The following is a 20,628-nucleotide window of genomic DNA, read 5'->3' as shown; positions in this document are numbered from 1 at the left end:
AGCCTCCCTCAGGCGAAGACGATGTTCAGGACGATGACCAGGGCCAGCGAGATCCCGGCCAGCAGGGTCGGCTTGCGGTACCAGCCCCCGTCACCCGCCTGCGCGACCTCGGTCCGGTCCTCCTTCGGGGTCAGCGAGTACACCAGACCCTTGAGCTCCTCTTCGCGTTTCGGCGTCGTCATCAGACTGATGACCACGCTGAGCAGGATGTCGACGACGAACGCCGCACCGGCTCCGACGAAGCTCGCTCCCTGACCCGGCAGCGAGATGACGTCGTTCTCGGACAGTACGAAGATCACGACGGCGGTCGCCGTACCGCTGACCAGGCCGATCCAGCCGGCCGCCGCGGTCATCCGCTTCCAGAACATACCGAGGATGAACGTGGCGAACAGCGGCGCGTTGAAGAACGAGAACAGCTGCTGCAGGTAGTCCATCAGGTTGCTGTAGCCGGACGCGATCGCGGCCGTGCCGACCGCGATCAGGGTGCCGCCGACGGTCACCCAGCGCCCGACCCGCAGATAGAAGCCGTCCGGGCGGTCCTTGACGATGTAGCGCTCGATCAGGTCGTACGTCATGACCGTGTTGAACGAGCTCAGGTTCGCCGCCATACCGGCCATGAACGACGCCAGCAGGCCGGTGATGGCCAGGCCCAGCATGCCGTTGGGCAGCAGGTCCCGCATCAGCAGCAGCAGCGCGTCGTTGTAGTCCACCGAACCGCTGCCGGTGGCCTTCAGCTGCGCCAGCTCGGGCGCCACCACGGCCGCGATCATGCCGGGGATGATGACGATGAACGGGATGAACATCTTCGGGAACGAGCCGATGATCGGCGTCCGCCGGGCCGCCGACATGTTCTTGCTGGCCAGCGCCCGCTGGACCTCGGTGAAGTTCGTCGTCCAGTAGCCGAAGGAGAGCACGAAGCCGAGACCGAAGACCAGGCCGATCACGGACAGGACGTCGGAGTGGAAGCCGCTGAGCTGGTTGCCGGGCCACGCGTGCACCTGCTCCGAACCGCCGTTCGGAGCGGCCGTGACCTTGTCGACCAGACCCTGCCAGCCGCCGACCTTGTGCAGGCCGACGATCGTCAGCGGCAGCAGCGCCGCGACGATCACGAAGAACTGCAGCACCTCGTTGTAGATGGCCGCCGACAATCCACCCAGGGTGATGTAGCTGAGCACGATGATCGCCGCGATGATCGTCGACAGCCAGATCGGCCAGCCGAGCAGCACGTTCACGATCGTCGCCAGCAGGAACAGGTTCACACCCGCGATCAGGACCTGGGCCAGGGCGAAGCTGATCGCGTTCACCAGGTGCGCGGGCCGGCCAAACCGTCGCAGCATGAACTCGGGCACGCTGCGGACCTTGGAGCCGTAGTAGAACGGCATCATCACGACGCCGAGGAACAGCATCGCCGGGATCGCGCCGATCCAGAAGTAGTGCACTGTCGGCATGCCGTACTGCGCCCCGTTGGCGGACATGCCCATGATCTCGATCGCGCCCAGGTTCGCCGAGATGAACGCGAGGCCGGTCACCCAGGCCGGCAGCGACCGGCCGGACAGGAAGAAGTCGAGGCTGTTCGAGACCGCGCGTTTGGCCAGGTACCCGATGCCGAGCACGAAGACGAAGTACAGCGCGATGATGATGTAGTCGATCGCCGTGGCATCCAACCTGAGGATGGAGTCTTGCGGAAGCATCGGCCCTCCGGATCGTCGAATGTGACGCCTTGTGGTGTTACCGGTGAGGAACGTTACTCCTGCTTTCAACTACAGCAGCGACGACCCTCCACCCAAATCTCCACCTGTAGGCGGTCGGCGACCAGGGGTCACGAAACCTAGCGTCGGCGGTATGAGCTTCGGAACCTTGCCCAACGCACTCGTCGTGATCGCCGTCGTCGTCGTGGTCCTGGCCCGGCGGCTGTCCTGGTCCGAGCTGGAGAACTCCGACACCGACGTCTGGCGCGGTCCGCTGATCCTGATGGGCGTCGGCGTCTATCAGCTGTACGACGGCCACCGGCAGCTCGGCGTGATCGACATCGTCCTGCTGGTCATCGGCGCGGCCGTCGCCCTCGTCGCCGGGGCCGCCGCCGGCACGGTCGCCCAGGTCCAACGGCGGGCCGGAAAGGTGTTCTTCCGCCTCGGAATCCCCGGGCTCGGCATCATGGTGGGCTACCTGGTCGTCAGGCTCGGACTGGCGGGTATCGGGCACCTGCTCGGCGCCTCGACCTCCGGCGGTGGTTCCCTGCTGGTCTCGATCGGTGCGAACCTACTGACGCAGTACCTGATCATCCAACGCAAGGCTCATAACCAAGTTGAGGAGTACAGCACGCCTTGAGGAGTCTGTTGTCGCTGCTGCCGAAGGCGCCCCATGGTGAGAGCGGCTGGGTCGGCCGCATCCTCACCGCCGGGGCGGTAGCCGCCGTCCTGGCCACCGCGCGTCCCGCCGACGCGTGGGTCTGGTGGGTGCTCGGCGTGGGGTTCGTCGTCTTCGCCGTCGGCTCGGTGCTGATGGGCTCGCGTCCGTACCTCGCCTTCGGCCTCCTCACCCTTGTTGCCGTCAGCAACGCGCTGATCTGCGGCTACCCGCAGTCGAACGCGCTGGGCCTGGCGCTGGTCTCGATCACCGACGTCGCGGTGATCACCTTCCGTCGGCACGGGAACCGCCCGATCATTGCCACCAGCATCGGTGTGGCCGTGGGGTATGCCGTCTCGGCCTGGTGGTTCGGTCAGTCGGACACGTGGTACTTCACCCAACTGATGTGGACCGGCGTACTCGTTGCCTTCGGCCTCAATCGGCGGCAGTACGAGACGCAGACCCGGCAGACCGAGGAGTTGCTCGAGCAAACGCGGCTGGCGCAGAGCGAGCACGCGCGCGCGGCGACCCTGGAGGAACGTGGCCGGATCGCGCGGGACCTGCACGACGTACTCGCGCACTCGCTCGGCGCGCTCACGGTTCAGCTCGAGGTGGCCGAGGCCCTTCTCGACGAACGGGGTGACACGGCCGGGGCTTTGGAGCGGGTACGACGGTCCCGGCGTCTCGCCGTACAAGGTCTGGTCGAGGCGCGGAACGCGGTCGCCGCTTTGCGGGCCGATGAGTTGCCGGAGCTGCCGCAGGCCATCGCCGCGCTCGCTGAGCAGCACGAGAAGGACCACGGGACCACGGTTCGGTTTGCGGTGCGAGGAACGGCTCGGCGACCGCAGTCGGGCGTGACAGTCGCGTTGCTCAATGCGGCCCGGGAGGCGTTGACGAACGCGGCCAAGCACGCGCCCGGCCAGCCGGTGGAGGTTGAGCTGGCGTACGAGAACGGAGTACGGCTGTCGGTGCGGAACAAGGGCGCCACGCGGGGCGAAGGGTTCGGCCTGGCCGGGATGCGGGAGCGGCTGGCCCTGGTGGGTGGCACGCTGACGGCAGGTTCGGACGGGGACGACTGGTTGGTGGTCGCGGAGGTGTCCAATGAATGACAACATCCGAGTCGTCGTCGCCGACGATCAGCAGGTGGTCCGCGAGGGCCTGGTCGCGCTGCTCGGGCTGATGGACGGAATCGAGGTCGCCGGTGCGGCCGGGAACGGCGTCGAGGCGATCGAGCTCGTTGCTCAGGGCAACGTAGACGTGGTGCTGATGGACCTGAAGATGCCGGTACTCGACGGCGTCGAGGCGACCGCGCGGATCACGGCCGACTTCGCGGACGTCGCCGTACTGGTGCTGACGACGTACGCCGATGACGCCTCGATCGCGACCGCGCTGCGCGCCGGGGCGCGCGGGTATCTCACCAAGGACGCCGGCCGAGCCGAGATCGGCGCCGCGCTACGGTCGACGGCGGCCGGGCAGTCGACGTTCGATCCCGAGGTCTCCAAGCGTTTGATCGCCGGACTGACGCCGGGCCGGGATGCGAAGGCTGACGGGCTTACCGCGCGCGAGACCGAGGTACTACGGCTGATCGCGGGCGGACTGAGTAATCCGGAGATCGCCGCGCGGCTGTTCATCAGCGAGGCGACCGTGAAGACGCATATCAACAACACGTTCGCGAAGATCGGCGCTCGGCATCGGGCGGAGGCGGTCCGGTACGCCTACCGGCAGGGGATCGCGTCAGATCCGTAGCTCGGCGACGACCGGGCGGTGATCGCTGCCCGTCGGTCCCAGCACCCAGGCCTTGGTCGGGGTGACACCGCGGACCAGGATGTGGTCGATGCGGGCCATCGGGAACTTGGCCGGCCACGTGAACCCGAACCCGTCACCGGCCGCGCCCTGCGCCGAACGCAGTCCCGCGGTCAATGGGGCCAGGCTGCGGTCGTTCGCCGTACCGTTGAAGTCACCCATCACCACCACGCCGGCCAGCTTCTCGTCGGTGATCTGCCGCGCCAGCGCCTTGATCGTGTTGTTGCGCTGGTCCGACGTGAAGCCACTGGTCCCGACCCGGACCGAGGCGAGGTGGGCGACGTACACCGCGACCTTGCCCTCCGGTGCACTCACCTCAGCGCGCAATGCCCGCGTCCAGGCGAAACCGACGTCCACTGACTCGCTCTGCGCGACCGGGTACTTCGACCAGAGGGCGACTGTGTCGCGGGAGACCTCATACGGATACTTCTTGGCGAAGGCGGCCTTGTAGACCTTCATATCCGCCGCGGTGATCTCCTCCAGCGCCATGACGTCGGCGTTGGCCGAGAGCAGGTCCTGCGCGGTCGCTGCGGGATCAGGGTTGGCGGCGTCGACGTTGTGAGTGAGGACACGCAGGTCGTAATCGCCACCGGCGCCCTTGCCGGGAACCATCAGGTTGCCGAACATCATCACCCAAACGATCGCTGGGGCGAGCAATGCGACTCCGGCTGTGGCAGAACGCCGTACGAGAGCAGCTATGGCCAGAACGGGTACGGCAACGCCGACCCACGGCAGGAACGTGTCGAGCAGACTGCCCAAGTTCCCCACGGAATTGGGGACGTAGCGATGGAAGACCAGCACGAGCGCGGCCAGCAACGCCAGTACGGCGATCACCCAGCCACGACGCCACCTACCGCCCTTCTGGCGCCGCCGGGAAGCGGTGCGCCGCGAGGGCGGCTTGCGGGTGGCGACTGCGGTCTGGCGGTCGGGCATGCTGCGATTGTTGCGGAGTCTCGCCCCGGACCAAAGTCCTACCCCTGCGCGTACGGCGATTTCATCCGTACGAACGAGCTTGCGCGGTCCGAACTGATTAGTGATCTGTGAGAGACCTGGTGCGTTCGGCGGACAGCACCGACAATGCGGATATGCCGCCTGTGCAGACCACCACGCCGTTCGTCGTGAAGCGACGTGGCCTCGGTACCACCAAGACCGCGCTCTACCTCGGCACGTTGCTGTTCGGTTTGATGGTCCTGCTCACGGTCCTGCTGGTGGTGATCCAGGCGGCCCGCGGTGGTCCGATCCGGGAGCCGCTCGAGGCAGTCTGGTTGTCGTGGGGCGGGATGCCGCTGATCTTCGCGGTCGGTCTGCCGATCCTGCTCCTGGTCGGCGCGATCACCGCCTTCGAGGAGAGCCGCGAGGCCGACGATGACGACGTACTGCTCTCCGTCGACCAGACCGGCATCTATCTCGGCGGCGAGCAGCCACAGACCATCCCGTGGGCCGACGTACACGGCGTCTGCCGAGTCGAGCGACCCTACGACAACGGCGAGGGCGCCAAGAGCTGGCATCCCTACCTGATCGTCCTCCGGTACGACGACGACGCGCTGCCCCGCAGTACCAAGACCTGGGGCCCGTCCCGCCCCTGGCCCGGCACGTTCGAAATCCTCGGCCGCCCCCTCCCCTTCGAGGACCTAGAGGCCGCGGTGTTGCGGTGTGCGCCTCAGGTCGCGGTGACCGATCGTGGGCGCGTACCCGACTGAGCCCCCGGGGGCCGGCTACCGCCGACGGTCGATGGCGTGCTGTTGTGGGCGGGTCGGGCTGTAGTGAGTGGGGAGTGTGGTCAGCCCACGCCGGGCGTCACACGGACGTCGAACGGCTGCAGGCACAACGCCGTCTACAGACCCGCTCGAGAGGCGGCCTGCAGGGCCAGATTCCACGGAAACGCTGCCATTGCGGAGCCACCAGTTCGAGGGGGATGCGGCTCGAACTCTCCCGGTCCGAACAGGACACGAACCCCGGCCGCTCGTAGGCTGTCGACGCTCCGAAGAAACACCGCATTCGCCGCCAGAGCCTGGTTGACGAACGGAACAGCGACGATGTGTACGCCGGCTCCCGTCAACTCGGCGAGTTGGCTGAGCGCGTAGTTGTCGGCGATGCCTGCCGCCCACTTGTTGATCGTGTTGTAGGTGGCCGGGGCGACAATCACCGCATCAGCAGGTGGCACCGGCTCGTCGCCCTCAATCCGATAGGTAGTGCGCACCTGATGCCCGGAGACCTTCCGGAGCTCCTCAAGATCGACGAAGTGCTCAGCCGCGGCGTGGGTGGCGATGCAGTACGTATCCCAACCATCCTGCCGCGCCAAGTCGATCATGTCGGCGGCCCGCTCCGCCGGGCCGGCGCCGCAAACAATCAGATGCAGAACACGACTCACGCCTCAACTCCTGCCCGCAGTGCGCACCCGTCAACGGGCCATCAACCCAGGCGTGTTGATGGCCGTTCTCTTAGCGCAGACCTTCAATGCGTTCAAAGATGTCAGAGTCGGTCTCTCGCTGCCATGCGGGCAGATCAGCCCAGTCGGCTACGTAGCTGGGCTTGGGATCAGGGAAGTGACGGTAGATCTGCGCGATCCAGCACAGGGCCACGAATTGGCTCTTCTGCTCGCGGCTGAGTTTGCTGGTGCTGCCTTCAGACACGACAACGAACGCTCGCACCTGGTCGTAGACGGCGGCAGCGCTCTCCTGCTCCCAATCCGGCGTCTCTTCCCACGGCGCGACGTACCCGGATTTGGGCTCACCGGAGTAGTGCTTCGTCACGCCTGCAATCCAGGCCTCACGAAAGACGCGGCCTTGTTCGTTCGACAACAGACTTACTCCTTTGGACAGGGAGGGCTTACCGCGGCAAGTGCACCCCAACGCGGCCTGCGGCGAGCTTCTCTGTGATCAATCAGCCGCCTTGCCCAGGCGACTCCGGCTGCGACGCCATGCTGGCAGACGCCCGGGCAGGTCGACCACCTGATCGACCCCATGCTCACGGACTCCGACCTTCTCGCGGTCTGTCGTGCCTGCCTGGGGGTCGGGATCATCAGATCTGGTGACGCCTGGGGCGGGGTCGTGCGGACAGAGTGAAAGCCGTCCCTGGATGGAGATTCGGTTCTGATAATCGGTGCGCTGGAAGGTGTCGGATTGGGGCTGGGGTCTTCGTAGAAGGGGTGAGAGGCGGCCCACGGGGGCTGCCCAAGGTAGAGAGCAGACACCACCACTCATGACAACCTTTGCAGAACCCGGCTCCGTCACCACGGCTCGTTCCGGTCGCCTGATGTGGGCGATCCTGGTGCTGGTGATACTTGCCGATGCGCTCGACGTGATCGACGCAACGATCACCAACATTGCCGCCCCGACCATCGCTGCCGAGCTCAACGGTGGCGTGGGTTTGATCAAGTGGCTGGGACCGGCCTACATGCTCGCCATGGGCGTCTTGCTCGTGGTTGGCGGGCGACTGGGTGACAAGTTCGGCCAGCGCAGGCTTTTCCTGATCGGGATGGGCGGATTCACGGTGGCCTCGGCGATCGCCGGGTTTTCGCCTGATCCGACTCTTCTGATCGCCGCCCGGGTTGCGCAGGGAGCATTCGGGGCTCTGCTCATCCCGCAAGGCATGGCGATCATGACGAAAGAGTTCGACCGCGAGATGCTCGGCAAAGCGTTCGGACTGTTCGGCCCGGTGCTCGCTCTGGCCAGTGTCGTCGGCCCAGTTCTCGCCGGCTTTCTGATCAGTGCCGACGTGTTCGGTCTGTCCTGGCGCCCGATCTTTCTGATCAACATCATCCTCGGCGCGGTCGGGCTGACCATGGCCGTCAAGATCCTGCCGCGGGACGACGGTGACCGGTCCACGGTCGTCGACGGTTGGGGTTCCGGCCTGCTCGCGGTAGCCATGCTCGGGCTGCTGTACGGCCTGATCGAGGGCTCAACCAAGGGCTGGGGCGCGGTCCCGGTCAGCTCGGTCATCGTCGGCTTCCTGTTCTTCGCCGCCTTCGCCTACCGTCAGCGCACCGCAGCTGATCCGCTCATCATCCCCTCGCTGCTGAAGAACCGGGGCTTCACGTCCGGATTGCTCGTGTGCCTGGTCGCCGTAGCCGCCGGTACCGGCCTGCTCTTCGTGCTGTCGCTGTTCCTGCAGGAGGGTTTGCACGTCAGCCCGAGGGGTGCCTCGCTCGGGCTGATGCCGGTCACCCTCGGGATCGTCGTCGCCGGATTCGCTGCCATGGGCGGCCTGGTCGCCAAGCTCGGTCGAACCCTCGTCTTCATCGGCCTGGCAATTGACCTCGTCGGTTGCGGCTGGGTGCTGGCCCTCATCGCCCACTCCGGAACGAACGTGAGCCTCTGGGCGCTGGCGCCGGCGTTCTTCGTCATCGGTGTCGGCATCGGACTCAGCTTCGCCACCATCCCCGTTGTCGCTCTCGGCGACGCGAAACCTGAGGAAGCCGGCAGTGCGAGCGGCTCGTTCAGCTCGATCCAGCAACTCGCGTCGGCGATCGGCTCGGCCGCGATCACGTCGGTCTTCTTCCACGCCACCACGAGCGGATCGGCCCACGCGATGACGGTCACCCTCGTCGTGATCCTGGCCGTCACCGCCCTCAGCCTGCCGATCGTCGCCCTGATGCCCCGCAACGCACCAGCAGAACCCCACGAGTGAAGAGGTACGCCGTGTTCATCACCACGCAATCGATCCAGGCAGAGACCGCCTACCGCCACGAGCGGATCAAGCGCCAGTTCCGGGCCAGGCCGCGGAGCCAAGAACCGGCCCCCAAACCTGAACCGCGGCGGGCATGCCAGGCCCTGCGACCCACGCACTCATGACCGCACGAACGACCGTCCCCGACCAGATTCTCCAGGTCGGGGACGGTTTGCGTTCTGCAGCATTGGCCCCTCGATCGAGGAGCCCGCAGGGTTGTGAAGGCTCCCCGATGCCGGCGGGCAACTGATCAGATGATCCGTGATCGGGTTAGCGTCGGGGGTATGACGGCTCCTGACATCAACAGTCCCGAAGAGCAGGCTCGATATCGGCGTGGGCAGGAGGTGTTCGCTGCCGTTGACGGTGGATCAGCTGCCGGGGTGGTGGCGAGCCTTGCGGATATCGCGCCGGAGCTCGCGCATCACATTGTGGCGTTCGGGTTCGGGGACATCTATTCGCGGCCGGGACTCGACCTCAAGCAGCGGCAGTTGGTCACGCTGTCGATCCTGACCACCCTCGGTGGGTGCGAGCCTCAGCTCGAGGTGCACATCAAGAATGGGCTCAACGTCGGCCTCACCACGACGGAGATCGTGGAAACGTTCATCCAGGCGGCCGGGTACGCCGGCTTCCCACGTGCGCTCAACGCGATCTCGGTAGCCAAGAAGGTCTTTGCCGAGCGCGACCTCTTGCCGGTGAAGGAGGCGTGAGATGGCCAAGCTGATCTATTCGGCAATCACCTCGCTCGACGGGTACGTCGAAGACGCCGACGGCGGGTTTGAGTGGGCAGCACCGGACGCAGAGGTCCATGCCTTCGTCAACGAACTGGAACGCCCGATCGGCACCTACCTCTACGGGCGCCGGATGTACGAGACGATGGTCTACTGGGAAACCGCGGTCGACCACTCACCCGTGAGCCAGGAGTACGCAAGCATCTGGCAGGCGGCAGACAAGATCGTGTACTCGCGAACGCTGCAAGCTGTCACCAGTTCCCGTACGCGCCTCGAGCATGAGTTCATCGTCGAGTCGATCCAGCGCTTGAAGGACTCCTCCACCACCGACCTCAGCATCGGCGGCGCCGAGCTAGGCAGCCGAGCACTCGAAGCCGGCCTGGTCGACGAGATCCACCTCCTCCTCAACCCAGTCATCGTCGGCGGCGGCAAACAGTCCCTACCTGACGGTCTCCGAACCCAGCTGACCCTCCTAGACACCCACCACTTCACCAGCGGCGTCGTCCACCTCCACTACACCGTCCGGTCCTAGCAAGGGTCGACCGACCTCCAGGCCATCACAATCGCGTGCCCGGTGGTTACCCCGGCTGAGCTCGTGGCCGAACCCGCGATTGTGATGGCCTGGGGATCGGGCAACACCTGGATCCGCACAACTGCACCCCCGCCCCACCACGGGAAGGCCTCACCCTTCCGGTGCTCCCTCACAACAGCACGCCCTCAACCGCCGGCGGCAGCCGGCAACACCCCGGCGGAAGCCGGGCACGTACGGCGGAAGCCGGGCATCTCCGGCGAAAGCCGCGCACGTACGGCGAAAGCCGGAAGGGATGCACCGGCGCTAGCCGGGGGGCGGGTGGGCAGCGCGCGTAGCAGGCGTGCTGAGGAGCGCAGCGACGAAGGAAGCGACGGCGGAGCACGCGGGGGCTGAACACACTCCACACCCACCACAACTCGTCCCGCCGGGGTGTACTACCCCTTGGGTCCAAGGAGTTTTTCGAGGTCGTTGAGAACGTCCGTTGCGCCGATCGGGCCTAGGCCGAGGAACCAGACTTCGTCGTTCACGCGCGCCACGTGGCCGTCCTTGACGGCCGGTAGCGCCTTCCAGAGATTGCCGTTGACGACCGTGTTCTCGGCGGTGGTTTCGGGTTTGCCGTAGCTGGAGTAGAAGATCCAGTCGCCGTCGGCCTTGCCGATGTTCTCTTCCGACACCTCGACCGCGAGCTCCTGGATGTCCTGGATCTTCGGCCGTGGCAGCCCGATGTCTTTCAGGATCACGCCGATGAACGAGAGGTTCCCGTACAGCCGGATCTCCGCCGGCCGGAAGCGGACCAGCGAGATCGTCGGCGATCCTTGCACCTTGGACTTCACGTCGTTGGCGCGCTTCTGGTAGTCGTTCAGCAGCGTGGTGGCCTTGCTCTCCTCGCCGAGTGCGTCGGCGACGAGCAGGAAGTTCTCCTTCCACGGGAATCCGGGCCGGATGCTGAAGACCGTGGGCGCGATAGCGCTGAGCTTGTCGTACAGGTCGTTCGCGCGCAGCTTGCTGCCCAGGATCAGGTCGGGCTTCAGCGCGGCGATCGCCTCGAGGTTGAGTTCGCTGACCCCGCCGACGGTCTTGATCCCCTGCGCCTTGTCGGCCAGGTACGACGGAACACCGGATTGACCCGCGGTCGTCGCCATCCCGACCGGCGTGATTCCGAGCGCGAGCACGTCGTCCAGCTCGCCACTGTCCAGCACAACTACGCGAGAGGGCTTGGACTCCAGCTTGACGTCGCCGAGCGCGCCCTTCACCGTCCGCGGGAATTGCCCGTCCGGCGCGTCCGACCCGAGCTTGGCGGTCGCCGTGTCGGCGGTGCTGAACAAGCGTCCGCCGGTGGCCACGTCCTTGTCACCGACCCCGGCGTCCGCACTCTTGGTGTCGCCACCACCACACCCGGCCAGCACCAGTACGCCGACTCCGACAACGATCCCGATCAGCCTCTTCACGGACGTTGAGCCTACAACAACCTTAGTTAGGTAGCCCTAACCAGGTCCACGGATTGACCGGCTTCCAGCGACACCGTCAGCTCACGCGTAGGCAACGCGATCCGAAACGTGCCGGCGTGCGATGCGCGGACGACGGCCGCCGTCAACCGACACTCACGCCACTCCAGATCGAACGTCAGCCCACCCCGAGCCCGCACCCCACGGAACGACCCGTCAGGCCAAGCCGCGGGCAACGCCGGCAGCAACCGGATCGTGTCAGTGTGACTCTGGATCAAGAGCTCCGGCACACAGCCGGTCATGCCGAAGTTGGCGTCGATCTGGAAGATGTCGCCGTCGCGGTGCAGCAGGTTGTCCGACACCAAGCGGCTCAAGTAGTCCTGGATTACGTCAAACGCCTTCGCAGGCTCGAACAACCGGGCCCACAACGCCACCAACCACGCCGCGGTCCAGCCACCGTTCGTCGCGCCGTCCGTCCGCACGTCCAACGAAACCCGAGCCGCCGCAGCCAGTTCCGGCGTACGCGTCGGATCGATCTCCGCGCCCGGGTAGAGCCCGTAGAGATGCGACTGATGCCGGTGGTTGAGCTCCGACGGCGGCCAGTCCGTCGGCCATTCGTACAACCGTCCATCGGGTGTGACCCGCACCGACGGCAACCGATCCCGCGCGGCAGCAGCCCGTACGGCGAGGTCGGACGACAACCCCAGGACCGACTCGGCCTCGCGAAGGTTCGCGAACAGTTCGCGGATCAGCCAGATGTCGAACGTCGACGTCAGGTCGACCGAAGCCTTCTCACCCGACGGCAAGATGAAGTGATGCTCCGGCGCGGTCGATGGAATGAACTGCAGCGTCCCGTCGCCGTCCTCGACCAGCATCGACAGCACGAACTCCGCCGCCCCCGCGATCAACGGGTACGCACGGTCCCGCAGGAACTCCTCGTCGAGCCCGAAGCGGTAATGCTCCATGAGATGCGCGGTCAGCCAGACCCCGCAGGTCGCACACATCGACCAGACCGGATCGTCGCCACCCGCACCGACCGGCCAGGTCGCGCGCCAGATGTCGGCGTTGTGATGCGAGACCCAGCCGGGAGCGTCGTACAGAATCCGCGCGGTCTCCGCGCCGGACTCGGCCAGGCCCTCGATCAGCTCGGTGAGTGGGTCGAAGCACTCCCCCAGACCGGTCAGGTCGGCCGGCCAGTAGTTCATCTGGGTGTTGATGTTGTTGGTCCAGTCGCTGGCCCACATCGGCCGGCGATCCTGGTTCCAGATGCCCTGCAGGTTGGCCGCCTGCGTCCCAGGGCGGGAGGACGCCATCAACAGGTACCGGCCGAAGTTCACCATCAGCGCGACCAACCCGGGATCGCTGCCCCCGGCACCGACCGCGCGAATTCGTTCGTCAGTCGGTTCGTCGACCGGCGAGCCCAAGACCAGCTCGGCGCGATCGTACAGCGCACCATGGTCTTCTACATGCCGTTCCCGAACCTTGTCCAAGGCAACGGCATCGAGTACGGCGGTTGCCTCGCGCAACGCCACCATCATATCCCGGCCAGGCGGCACCGACCAGCCCTGGAAGGTACTCGCTGCCGACACCAGCACAGTCAGACTGTCCGCACCCCGAACCATCACGCCGTCGCCGGTCACCGCCAGCACGCCACCGTCGTTCAGCGCCCGTATCGCGACCCCGAACCCGATCCCGTGCCCGTCCTCGTACCGGATCGGATCCGGCGTCTGCCGGTACTCGATCGTGAGATCCGACGGCGCCCGCCCGACAACACCATAGGTGCCCTCGGCAACTTCTACCCGGACCGGGTGCTGACTCTCCAGACCGAGATCCAGATTGATCGCACCCGGCTGATTCGCACTGATGGTCCACACCATCACCTGGTCCGGCGTGGACACGTACGTCTCCCGCCGGAACCGCACGCCGTCGATGGAGTACTCGACGGCGACGATCCCGGTCCGGAGATCCAGACTTCTCCTGTAGTCCACACCCTCGCCCGCCGCACCAGAGCCCGCTGCACCTGAGCCCGCTGCATCTGAGCCCACTGGACCAGAAGCACCGGACCGGATCACCAGATCCGCCAACGGCTGGTACGACTCGACCAACGGACCCTGCAACGCCCGCGTCCGCTCGGTCGCTGCCAGCCGATCACCATCGGCCAGCAACAACCGTCGGACATCGGCGAGAGCAAATGGTCCATCCGTTACAGCCAACCGACGAGGACCGTCACCCGACCAGACATCGTCGAGGTTGAGGGCGATCCGTTCCTCGCCGACCCGGCCGAACACCTTGGCGCCGAGGTGACCGTTGCCCAGCGGCAACGCCTCGAACCAGTCCGGCGCGGGGGTGCGGAACCACAGTTCGTGCGACATATGGAGTTACTTGCTCCCGGACTTGTACTTGTCGTAGGCCTGCTGGTTGATCTCCAGGTACCGCGGCATGCCGGTGCTGTCGAGACCCTTCACGTACGCGTCCCAGTCGGTGTCGAGGTTCTTGGTACCGGTGATGAAGGCCAACTGGTTCTGGTTGACGTAGTTGCTCAGGTTCGTCTGCAGAGTGGCAGTCTCACCGCTCAGGCTGGGGTCCGGCCAGACCGACGTCTGCGGGAACCACTGCGCCTTGTCCTCATGACCCTCGTACTGCTTGGTCGCCTCGAACAACCGCCGCTCGAGGCCGGCCCCGGTGTAGATGTCCTTCGGCACAACCTGCGCGTTCCGGAAGGCGAGGGTGTTGTTGTACTGCCCCAGCGCGCCCCAGCTGATGTTCTTCGGCGCGTTCTGCACCGGGTTGTACAGCGGCTTGGTGTTCGCGTCGAGCGCGATCTCGCCGGCCTTCGGCTTGTTCCAGCCGACGCCCTCCGGACCCATGTTGGAGATCATCTGGCCTTCGTCGGAGAAGATATAGTCCAGCATCTTGATCGCGGCGACCTGCGCCTCCTTGCTGGCCTTGTTGGTGAGCATGAAGGTGTAGCCGGTCGAGGTCGGGTGGTTGTAACCGGTGTAGCTCTTACCCTCCGGACCGGTCAGCGGCGGTACGGCGTCGTACTGCTTGTCCCGGCCGTCCTTGGAGTCGAGCTGGACGAAGATGCCCGGCCACAGCACCGGCACCGAGCCGAGGACGACGGCCTTCGGGTTGTTGCCCTGCGCCTGCAGCGCCTGTGCGTTCTGGGTGAACGCGGCCTGGTCGATCAGGCCCTCCTTGTACAGGGAGTTGATGTACTTCAGGCCTTCCTTCCACGCGTCGGTGTTGACCGGCGTGGTGACCTTGTCGCCGGTCAGGGTGAGCAGCGAGCGGTTGCCGTTGTTGGCGCCGACCGGGTCGTAGGCGAACGCGTTCATCAGGTACGCGATCAGGCTACTGTCCTGCGGGTCGGACGTCATCGGGATCTCGTCGGCCTTGCCGTTGCCGTTCGGGTCCTGGGTCTTGAACGCCTGGAGGACCTTGCGCAGGTCCTCGGTCGTCTTCGGCGGCTGCAGGTTGAGCTTCTTCAGCCAGGTGCTGTTGATCCACAGCTTGTCCGGGTAGGTGCAGTGGAAGCAGTCGGCCCACTGCGGCAGCGCGTAGATGTGACCGTCCGGCGCGGTCGACATCTCCTTGTACTCCTTGTTGGAGTCGAGCACCTTCTGGATGTTCGGCGCGTTGTCCTTGATCAGGTTCTCGAGCGGTACGGCGACGCCCTGCTGACCCAGCTTCAACACCTCGGCCTGCGTGAACGCGTCGACCCACGGGATCAGGAAGAACAGGTCCGGGTAGTCGCCACTGGCCAGCGAGATCTGCCGCTTCTCCTTGGCCGGGCCGGCGTCGTACGTCGTGGTCTGCCAACGGAACTGGATCTTGAACTTGTCGCTCATGATCTTGGTGACCTGGTTGGTGTCCAGGTTGGTGCTCGAGTCGGACGGGGTGAACGTGTCGATGATGACCTTGCCGTCGGCCGAGGTCTCGTTCGCGGCACCCTTGTCCTTGTCCGAGCTGCACGCCGCCAGGGCGAGCGCGCCGGCCGCGGCGAGCGCGACGACTTTGCGCACGGATGAGCGCATTCCTGTGTTCCCTTCTGAAGTGGGCTGACTTGCCCAGAACCGCCTTGAATGGAGCTTTCAGCCCTTGACTGCGCCGACCATGACGCCCTTGGTGAAGTGGCGGGCGACGAACGGGTAGATGATCAGTACGGGCAGGCTCGAGATGACGATCAGCGCGTACTTGAGAACGTTGGCCAGCTGTTGCTGTTCGAGCTGCTGGGCCAAACTGGTGGTAGTGGTCGAACCGGTCATCGTGTTCAGGATCAGCACGTTCCGCAGCACGATCTGCAGTGGGTAGAGGCCCGGATCCTTGAGGTAGATCAGCGCGTCGAAGTAGCTGTTCCACTGGAAGATCGCGTACATGAGCGCGATCACCGCGATCACCGGCTTGGACAGCGGCAGCACGATCGACCAGAGGAAGCGCAGGTCGCTCGCGCCGTCGATGGTGGCCGCCTCGTACAGCTCGTCCGGGATCGTCGACCGGAAGAACGTGCGCGCGATGATCACCTGCCAGACCCCGATCGCGCTCGGGATCACCATCGCCCACCGGGTGTTCAGCAGGCCCAGGTCCTGCACCACCAGGTACGTCGGAATCAGGCCACCAGAGAACAACATGGTGAACAGCAGCGCACTCATGATCACGTTGCGGCCGAAGAAGGTCCGGCGCGACAGCGGGTACGCGATCGCGATCGTCAGCGTGACGCTGATGAGCGTGCCGCCGATCGCGTAGATGAACGAGTTCAGGTAGCCCTTCATGATCAGCGGGTCGCTGAAGGCTTCCTTGTACCCGCGCAGGCTCGGCTCGATCGGCCACAGCAGCACGCGGCCGGCGCTGACCGCGGACGCGCTGCTGAACGAGTTGGCGACGATGTAGATCAGCGGGACGGCAACGATGATGAGCGCGAGCCAGAGGAAGATCTTGACCCCGAACAGGAAGATCTTGTCGGTCCGGGTCTCTTCGATCGTGGTGCGCTTGGACGATTCCGGCCGATTGGCCGACGTACGGCGAAAGCTCTGAAGAGTAATGCTCATGACCAGAGTCCGTTCCCGGTGATGCGCTTGGCGACGAAGTTCACGACCAGCAGCAGACAGAGGTTGACCACCGAGTTGAACAGGCCGATCGCGGTGGCCATGCTGAAGTCGGCGTTCAGCAGGCCGGTCTTGTAGACGTAGGTGGCGATGATCTCCGACTGCGAGGTGTTCAGCGGGTTCTGCAGCAGGAACGCCTTCTCGAAGCCGATCGACATGATGTTGCCGACACCGAGGACCAGGATGATCACGGCGGTCGGCATGATGCCGGGCAGGTCGACGTTCCTGATCCGCTGCAGCCGGCTGGCACCGTCGATCCGCGCCGACTCGTGCAGCGCCGGGTCGATCCCGGACAGGGCGGCCAGGTAGATGACGGCGGAGTAGCCGGTGGTCTGCCAGACGTCGGACCAGACGTAGATGTGGCGGAAGTAGTCGGGGTTGCCGAGGAAGTCGATCTGCGGCACTCCGAACAGCCCGATCGCGTCGTTGACGAACCCGAGCCGCGGCGACAGCACCAGGATGGTCATCGAGACGACGACCACGGTGGAGATGAAGTACGGCGCGTACGTGACCAGCTGGACGGTCTTCTTGAACCGGCCGTTGCGGATCTCGTTCAGCGCGATCGCCAGGATGATCGGGATCGGGAAGCTCGCCAGGACGGTGTAGGCGGCCAAGAAGAACGTGTTCTTCACCAGGGTCCAGAACACCGGGTTCTGGAAGAACAGTTCGAAGTTCTTGAAGCCGACCCAGTCACTGCCCCACGGGCCTTTGATCGGGCTGTAGTCCTTGAACGCGATCACCGCGTTGGCGATCGGGATGTACTTGAAGATGACGAAGTACGCGAGCGGTACGACGATCAGCAGGTAGAGCTGCCAGTGTCGCCGGAAGCTCCGCGCGGCCGCGGTCCGGCGGCTTGCTTTCGGTGGCTTCCGGCTGAGTTTCTGTTGCTCCCGCGGCTGCGGGGCCGACTGGGCCGGCTTCACCTCGAAGGTTGCGCTCACTCCGCATCCTTTCCCTCACGCGCTGGAGTGGAACCGATATCCGATAGGATCTCGGGTTTCGCTATCCCGGAGAATGACACAGAACCACCTGCAGCGGAAGACTCTCCGGCCGGGATGAGACCGGACGGTGACCGATCGACACGAATCCCTTGTAGGCAAGGGTTTTCCCGCGTTGCCCTAGGCAATCAATCCCGGGAAACGCCGAATGATCCGATGGCTGGCCATCGGATCAGGGCACCTACCGATCCAGCCCGGTGTCACTCTGAGCCAACGACACCGGTCCGAACCACAATTTGTTTCCCTTGTGAACTATGTCGCAGTCAACCCCGGCGGCACCGCTCATGTCAAGACTTGGTCCCGGCACGCGGTCCGTTCCAGCTCTGTTTCTCGATCAGGCAAGCGGCCTGGAGGCGGGTTTGCCAACCCGGGTCGGCGAGCAGTGAGAGGAAAGTTGTGACTGAGTAACTGTCGGCCACCCCGTCGACGAACGCGTCGCGGTGCCAGACGCCGGCGATGAACTCGCACCCGTCAGCTCCGGCGGAAGCCATCAGGAGACCAGGGAGCACGTCTCGTTCTGCTCGGGTGATCGGTCGCGCTGTGGTGTAAGCGGTGACCAGCGCCGCAGCTCGCTCGACGTCCAGCCGTCGATCCTCGTCGAGGCCCCACGACGTCAACAGTGAACAGAGGTCGTAGAGGCGATAGGACTCCACACAGTCGTCGAAGTCGAGGAGGGCCAGCAGGTGGCCGTCCGCATCGACCAACACGTTTCTCTCGCTGATATCGCCGTGCACCAAGCCAACCGGGATCCCCGGCCGAAGTGCGGACGCCACCTCGGTGGCCACGTTCGCCACCCCTGCGATGAACTGTTCCAGGCCGGGCACCCGGTCACGGCGGGTCCAGCTTTCGACGTTCACGAGGAACTCGTCGAGCCGCTGGAGTGGATCGCCTCGCTCAGCTCGCCGCACCGGCAGATCCAGGTCCCAGGTGATCCGGTGCATGCGTCCGACCGCACCACCGACCTCACACCCGAGCCGTAAGTCGAACGAGCCGAAACCACCGCTCCGGGAAGGAGCCTGGATGCCGTCGATGTACTCGAACATGGCGGCCGCGTGACCAGCCACCGCACCGAAGAGCCGACCCGTGAGCGACCGTACGGGCGAGGCCGTCGGGAATCCCGCCGTACGGAGAAACTCCACGGCGAGCAGCTCGTACTCGATGTCCTCCAGCTCCCGGGTACGGCGGTACGACCGTACGACGAAGCGCCGTTCGCCGGCGGTGAGGAGATAGTTCGCGTTGATGAGCCCGCCCGTCAGCGGCTCCATCCGCGCAAGCTCCGGGTCCACTCCCCACTCGCGCGCGAAGGCGGACCAGTCCGCATCGAGCTGGATCACAGGCATTCGGCCATCGTTCCAGGTCGGGACAGCGGCTGCAGGGAGTTTCCGGCTCGGTCCGACGAAGAAACCTGACCCGACCATCACGGGGGAACGGCCGGGCCAGGCTCTTTCGATGGTACTCCTGATCACCCCACTCAACCCCTGCCGCCACTCCAAACTCCCAGCAGGTGTGTCGTTAATTCGGAGGCGGACTCGCGACGTCGTCCCCTACCCTGATCCGCAGGCAAACCCCTTCCTGAAAGCGCACCACCGCCGTCCGTGCTTCGGACCGCCGTCGTGCGTCACGTCCAAGCGTTTGACCTAATAGGTCGCGCTTTGTTACGTCCGCACCCGCTTTCGGGAGTTACCGGTTATGTCTTTCCTGCCTGCCTACAGGTCGGCCGATCCGGTCAAGACCTGTTATTCGTACAGCGCCGCCTGGGCGTTCTGCGCAGCGCTGACCTTCACTCTCAGCGCGGTGTACTACGTTCGCGACGCCGGCCTCGACCCGCTCCAGATGGTCCTGGTCGGGACCCTCCTCGGGCTCGCCTGCTTCCTGTTCGAGATCCCGACCGGGATCGTCGCCGACCTCTACAGCCGCCGGTTGTCGATCATCATCGGCTTCACGCTGATCGGCGCCGGGTTCCTGCTGCAGGGCCTGGTTCCGTCGTTCCTCGCGATTCTCGCCGCCCAGGTGCTCTGGGGTGTCGGCTACACCTTCACCTCTGGCGCGGACCAGGCCTGGATCACCGACGAGGTCGGCACCGAGCGGGCCGCGAAGGTGTTCGTTCGGAGCCAGCAGTTCCACCTCGGCGGTACCGTCGTCGGCATCGTGGCCGCCGGTGCGCTCGGCCTGATCAGCCTGCCGCTTCCGATGATCCTGTCGGGGGCCGGGATGATGCTGATCGCCCTGATGCTGGCCGTCTTCATGCGCGAGCAGAACTTCCACCGGACGCCGCGCGAGGAGCGCGAGACGTTCAAGCACCTGACCGACACCTTCAAGCACGGACTCGGGGTGGCTCGGCGGCGGCCCGTCGTACGCACTCTGGTGTTGATCAGCCTGATTTCGGGGCTGTCCAGTGAGGCGTTCGACCGGTTGTGGTCGGTGAAGATTCTGCACTTCGACTTCCCGACCGTGTTCGGTACGTCGGATCCCGCCTTCTGGTTCACCGTGCTCGCGCTGATCGGGACGCTGCTGTCGTTGATCGGTTCGCTGGTGGTGAATCGGCTGTCGCCGGAGCGGCTGACCGCTACGCATCCGAACGGCGTACTCGCGCTGCTCGCCGCGGTGCAGGTGGTGGCGGTGATCGCGTTCGCGCTGATGGATCAGCTCTGGCTGGCGCTGGCGGTGATGTGGGTCAACTCGATCGCGGGCACGCTCTCGTACCCGGTCCAATCGGCCTGGCTGAACCGGAACGTCGACTCACGGTCCCGCGCCACCGTGATCTCGATGGTGTCGCAGGCCAACGCGATCGGCCAGGTCGTCGGCGGCCCGCCGCTGGGCGCGGTCGGCCGCTCGTCGCTGCGCGCCGCACTACTCACCTCGGGCCTGATCATCATCCCGATCCCGGCGCTCTTCCTCCGGCGCCGTCCGGCTCACGCCGAACACCCCGAACGGGTGTGAACGCGGACCGCCGGCACTCACCAACCTCACTCCGGCGGGCTGCTCGCCGGAGTGAGGTTGGTG

General features: G+C 65.5%; 18 protein-coding genes. 8 read left to right on the top strand and 10 right to left on the bottom strand.

Annotated elements, in window-relative coordinates; all coding sequences use genetic code 11:
- Positions 1-8: 8 nt before the first annotated feature.
- Positions 9-1,691, bottom strand: a complete 1,683-nt coding sequence (locus ACWF4Z_RS34365) for a sodium:solute symporter family protein (RefSeq protein WP_452247379.1) — start codon at positions 1,689-1,691, stop codon at positions 9-11.
- Positions 1,692-1,842: 151 nt separating this feature from the next.
- Here ACWF4Z_RS34365 and ACWF4Z_RS34360 point away from each other — a divergent pair, with 151 nt between their 5' ends.
- The 3 genes from ACWF4Z_RS34360 to ACWF4Z_RS34350 are packed head-to-tail and all read left to right on the top strand — an operon-like array spanning position 1,843 to position 4,092.
- A complete protein-coding gene (locus ACWF4Z_RS34360) occupies positions 1,843-2,328 on the top strand; it encodes a hypothetical protein (protein ID WP_452247378.1) in 486 nt (161 codons plus the stop codon).
- Complete coding sequence (locus ACWF4Z_RS34355; RefSeq protein ID WP_452247377.1) at positions 2,325-3,455, top strand: sensor histidine kinase; 1,131 nt, start codon at positions 2,325-2,327, stop codon at positions 3,453-3,455. The genes ACWF4Z_RS34360 and ACWF4Z_RS34355 overlap by 4 nt, the downstream gene beginning before the upstream one ends.
- Positions 3,448-4,092 (top strand): response regulator, encoded by a 645-nt coding sequence (locus ACWF4Z_RS34350; RefSeq protein WP_452247376.1) that lies wholly within the window; start codon positions 3,448-3,450, stop codon positions 4,090-4,092. The genes ACWF4Z_RS34355 and ACWF4Z_RS34350 overlap by 8 nt, the downstream gene beginning before the upstream one ends.
- Here the strand turns inward: ACWF4Z_RS34350 and ACWF4Z_RS34345 are convergent.
- The gene (locus ACWF4Z_RS34345) at positions 4,081-5,082 is read right to left on the bottom strand and encodes an endonuclease/exonuclease/phosphatase family protein (RefSeq protein ID WP_452247375.1); all 1,002 of its coding nucleotides are present in this window, start codon (positions 5,080-5,082) and stop codon (positions 4,081-4,083) included. The genes ACWF4Z_RS34350 and ACWF4Z_RS34345 overlap by 12 nt on opposite strands.
- A gap of 152 nt (positions 5,083-5,234) precedes the next feature.
- On the opposite strand from ACWF4Z_RS34345, the gene ACWF4Z_RS34340 reads away from it, so the two are divergent.
- Entirely contained in the window at positions 5,235-5,849 is a 615-nt protein-coding gene (locus ACWF4Z_RS34340) for a hypothetical protein (RefSeq protein ID WP_452247374.1), read from the top strand.
- Positions 5,850-5,983: 134 nt separating this feature from the next.
- Here the strand turns inward: ACWF4Z_RS34340 and ACWF4Z_RS34335 are convergent, their stop codons facing one another.
- Together ACWF4Z_RS34335 and ACWF4Z_RS34330 are read right to left on the bottom strand one after the other, a co-directional pair.
- Positions 5,984-6,520: a flavoprotein gene (locus tag ACWF4Z_RS34335; protein WP_452247373.1), complete on the bottom strand. Its 537-nt coding sequence runs from the start codon at positions 6,518-6,520 to the stop codon at positions 5,984-5,986.
- A 70-nt stretch (positions 6,521-6,590) separates the two neighbouring features.
- Complete coding sequence (locus ACWF4Z_RS34330) at positions 6,591-6,950, bottom strand: hypothetical protein (RefSeq protein ID WP_452247372.1); 360 nt, start codon at positions 6,948-6,950, stop codon at positions 6,591-6,593.
- Positions 6,951-7,350: 400 nt separating this feature from the next.
- Here ACWF4Z_RS34330 and ACWF4Z_RS34325 point away from each other — a divergent pair, with 400 nt between their 5' ends.
- The 3 genes from ACWF4Z_RS34325 to ACWF4Z_RS34315 all read left to right on the top strand — a co-directional run bounded on the left by ACWF4Z_RS34325 (position 7,351) and on the right by ACWF4Z_RS34315 (position 10,077).
- Positions 7,351-8,778 carry an MFS transporter gene (locus tag ACWF4Z_RS34325; protein WP_452247371.1) on the top strand — a complete coding sequence of 476 codons (1,428 nt, stop codon included), beginning with the start codon at positions 7,351-7,353 and terminating at the stop codon, positions 8,776-8,778.
- Positions 8,779-9,101: 323 nt separating this feature from the next.
- The gene (locus tag ACWF4Z_RS34320; protein ID WP_452247370.1) at positions 9,102-9,524 is read left to right on the top strand and encodes a carboxymuconolactone decarboxylase family protein; all 423 of its coding nucleotides are present in this window, start codon (positions 9,102-9,104) and stop codon (positions 9,522-9,524) included.
- 1 nt (position 9,525) lies between these two features.
- On the top strand, positions 9,526-10,077 hold the full coding sequence (locus tag ACWF4Z_RS34315) for a dihydrofolate reductase family protein (RefSeq protein WP_452247369.1): 552 nt from the start codon (positions 9,526-9,528) through the stop codon (positions 10,075-10,077).
- Positions 10,078-10,511: 434 nt separating this feature from the next.
- Here the strand turns inward: ACWF4Z_RS34315 and ACWF4Z_RS34310 are convergent, their stop codons facing one another.
- The 6 genes from ACWF4Z_RS34310 to ACWF4Z_RS34285 all read right to left on the bottom strand — a co-directional run bounded on the left by ACWF4Z_RS34310 (position 10,512) and on the right by ACWF4Z_RS34285 (position 18,965).
- On the bottom strand, positions 10,512-11,525 hold the full coding sequence (locus tag ACWF4Z_RS34310) for an ABC transporter substrate-binding protein (RefSeq protein WP_452247368.1): 1,014 nt from the start codon (positions 11,523-11,525) through the stop codon (positions 10,512-10,514).
- 26 nt (positions 11,526-11,551) lie between these two features.
- Positions 11,552-13,894, bottom strand: coding sequence for a glycoside hydrolase family 95 protein (locus ACWF4Z_RS34305; RefSeq protein WP_452247367.1), 2,343 nt, complete (start codon positions 13,892-13,894; stop codon positions 11,552-11,554).
- A gap of 6 nt (positions 13,895-13,900) precedes the next feature.
- The gene (locus ACWF4Z_RS34300) at positions 13,901-15,559 is read right to left on the bottom strand and encodes an ABC transporter substrate-binding protein (protein WP_452247366.1); all 1,659 of its coding nucleotides are present in this window, start codon (positions 15,557-15,559) and stop codon (positions 13,901-13,903) included.
- A 57-nt stretch (positions 15,560-15,616) separates the two neighbouring features.
- Positions 15,617-16,570 carry a carbohydrate ABC transporter permease gene (locus ACWF4Z_RS34295; protein ID WP_452247365.1) on the bottom strand — a complete coding sequence of 318 codons (954 nt, stop codon included), beginning with the start codon at positions 16,568-16,570 and terminating at the stop codon, positions 15,617-15,619.
- Positions 16,567-17,568, bottom strand: a complete 1,002-nt coding sequence (locus ACWF4Z_RS34290) for an ABC transporter permease (protein WP_452247364.1) — start codon at positions 17,566-17,568, stop codon at positions 16,567-16,569. Before ACWF4Z_RS34290 ends, ACWF4Z_RS34295 begins: the two co-directional genes overlap by 4 nt.
- A gap of 344 nt (positions 17,569-17,912) precedes the next feature.
- On the bottom strand, positions 17,913-18,965 hold the full coding sequence (locus ACWF4Z_RS34285; RefSeq protein WP_452247363.1) for a phosphotransferase: 1,053 nt from the start codon (positions 18,963-18,965) through the stop codon (positions 17,913-17,915).
- Positions 18,966-19,314: 349 nt separating this feature from the next.
- On the opposite strand from ACWF4Z_RS34285, the gene ACWF4Z_RS34280 reads away from it, so the two are divergent.
- Positions 19,315-20,565 carry an MFS transporter gene (locus tag ACWF4Z_RS34280; protein WP_452247362.1) on the top strand — a complete coding sequence of 417 codons (1,251 nt, stop codon included), beginning with the start codon at positions 19,315-19,317 and terminating at the stop codon, positions 20,563-20,565.
- Positions 20,566-20,628: the final 63 nt, after the last annotated feature.

This window comes from Kribbella sp. NPDC055071, assembly GCF_053608045.1.
The sequence above is the reverse complement of the archived record's forward strand: the minus strand, read 5'-3'. Positions and strand labels throughout refer to the sequence as shown.